This is a genomic window from Rhodovulum sp. PH10, assembly GCF_000293785.1.
Lineage (GTDB): Bacteria > Pseudomonadota > Alphaproteobacteria > Rhizobiales > Xanthobacteraceae > Rhodoplanes.
Genome location: NZ_AKZI01000219.1, coordinates 1 through 2,319 on the forward strand (window position 1 = coordinate 1; position 2,319 = coordinate 2,319).

Genomic DNA, 2,319 nt, shown 5'->3' on the forward strand with positions numbered 1-2,319 from the left:
AACTATTTCGGCATCTTCGTCCCGAAGGGCGTGCCGAAGGAGGTCACCGACACGCTCGACATGATCTGGAAGGACAAGATCCAGAACGCGCCGGCGTTGAAGCAATATGCCGAGAGCCGCGGCGCCATCGTCGCCGCCGTCTACGGCGAGGAAGCCCAGAAGGCCGTGATGCCCGCCATCCAGGAATTCGCCTGGGGCATGTACGACCGCAAGGAAGCCAAGGTCGATCCCTCGACCGTCGGCATTCCGCGGCCCTGATCGAGACCGGTGCGGGCCGGGCGCTGCCCGGCCCGTGCCGCCTTTCGTCGCCGCGCCGAACCGAGACGCCCCATGCAAACCAGACCTCTCGCCAGAGCCGACCTGATCACGGGGATCGTCCTCGTGGTGTTCGGCCTCGCCGCCCTCGCCGAATCCTACGGGATGCCGCGGCTCGAGGAGCGCAACATCAATCCCTGGACCATTCCCGGCCTGGTGCCCGGGCTGCTCGGCATCGTGATCGCCCTGCTCGGCCTGGTGCTGGCCCTGCGCTCGGCGTTCGCCGGCGCGTTCGGTCCGCAGGTTCCCGATCCCGACGACACGGCGACCCCGCAGGAGCGCCGCGCCGCCCGCTGGCAGCTCGCGACGTGCGCGCTGCTGTGCTTCGTCTATGCCGTGGTGCTGGTCGGCCACGTGCCGTTCTGGCTCGCCACCGGCGCGTTCGTGTTCGTCTTCATCGTCGCCTTCGAATGGCGCAGGGACGACGAGGCGAAGGCGCGCCTGATCAAGCTGGCCTACGCCGTCGCGATCGCCGTCGGGAGCGCGGCCCTGATCCCGTACGTGTTCGAGAACCTCTTTCTCGTCCGGCTGCCGTGAGGTGATGAAATGTTCGAAGGTCTCGGTCACCTCTACGCCGCGTTCCTCACGCTGGCGAGCGTCTCGACGCTGTTCAACGTCTGCTGGGCCACGCTGGTCGGCATCGTCATCGGCGCCCTGCCGGGCCTGACGGCGACGATGGGCGTCGCGCTGTTGACGACGCTCACCTACAAGATGGATCCGAACCAGGCGATCCTGGTGCTGATCTCCTGTTACGTCGGGTCGATCTATGGCGGCTCGCGCTCGGCGATCCTCCTCAACATCCCCGGCACGCCGGCCAATGCCGCGACCACGCTCGACGGCTTCCCGCTGGCCCGCGCCGGCCGCGCCGGCGAGGCGATGGGCATCGCCACCACCTCGTCGATGATCGGCACCTTCATCGGCATCTTCTTCCTCGCGATCATCGCGCCGGCGCTCGCCGAGGTCGCGCTCGACTTCCAGTCGTACGAATATTTCTGGCTCGCCATCTTCGGCATCGTGATCGCCGGCCAGATGTGCTCGTTCGACGATGCGCTCAAGGGCTGGATTGCCGGCTTTCTCGGCCTGTTCGTCGCGATGATCGGCCAGGAGGGCATCCATGCAGAGGAGCGCTTCGCGTTCGGCTACTCCGATCTCTCCGGCGGCATCGCGCTGATCCCGGTGCTGGTCGGCACCTTCGGCGTGTCGGAAATTCTCACGGTGATGCGCAACCGCGCCGCCGAGCTGGCGACCAGCACGGTCGACCACGTGATCCCGCGCCTCTCCGACCTGTGGAAGTACAAGCGCACGATCGCCCGCTCCGGCGTGATCGGCACCGCGGTCGGCATCATCCCCGGCGTCGGTGAGGACATCGGCGCCTGGATCAGCTACGCCGCCGCCCGCCGCGCCAGCAAGGAGCGCGATCAGTTCGGCAAAGGCTCGAAGGAGGGCCTCGCCGCCGCCGAGACCGGCAACAATGCGGCGATCCCCGGCGCCATCATCCCGGCCCTGACGCTCGCGGTGCCGGGCTCCGCGCCCGCCGCCGTGCTGCTCGCCGCGATGCTGATCCACGGCCTGCGGCCCGGCCCGATGATCATGATCGAGAGCCCGGACTTCGTCTTTCAGGTGGTGTGGATGGTCGCGCTCGCGACGATCGCCATGGGCGTGTTCGGCATCGCGCTGACGCGGCCGCTCCTCAAGGTGCTGCGGGTGCCGCGCGAGCGGCTGATGCCGCTGGTGTTCGTGCTGTGCGTGATCGGCCCCTATGCGCTGACGCTGCGGCTGTTCGACATCTATGTCACGCTCGCCTTCGGCGTGCTCGGCTTCATCCTGCGCGAGATGAAGTACCCGATGGCGCCGCTGGTGCTCGGCGTCATCCTCGGCGACATCCTCGACAAGAACCTCCGCCGCGCGCTGGTGCTCTCGGACGGCGACTTCACGCCGTTCTTCACCCGGCCGATCAGCGCCGTGCTGTGGATCACGACCGCCGTGGTGATCGTCGCCGCGATC

The 2,319-nt window shown here is 68.0% G+C and carries 2 protein-coding genes and 1 pseudogene; all 3 read left to right on the forward strand.

What is annotated here, in order from left to right:
- Positions 1 to 258 (forward strand): annotated as a pseudogene (locus tag A33M_RS21625) (tripartite tricarboxylate transporter substrate binding protein); the annotation flags it as partial.
- Positions 259 to 330: 72 nt separating this feature from the next.
- The gene (locus A33M_RS21630) at positions 331 to 852 is read left to right on the forward strand and encodes a tripartite tricarboxylate transporter TctB family protein (protein ID WP_040622569.1); all 522 of its coding nucleotides are present in this window, start codon (positions 331 to 333) and stop codon (positions 850 to 852) included.
- Between the two features lie 9 nt (positions 853 to 861).
- The coding region (locus A33M_RS21635) for a tripartite tricarboxylate transporter permease (protein WP_040622572.1) at positions 862 to 2,319 on the forward strand (1,458 nt) is incomplete at its 3' end.

Coding starts and splice junctions, on each gene's coding strand:
- A33M_RS21630 (WP_040622569.1), top strand. CDS start 331: ATGCAAACCAGACCTCTCGCCAGAGCCGACCTGATCACGGGGATCGTC.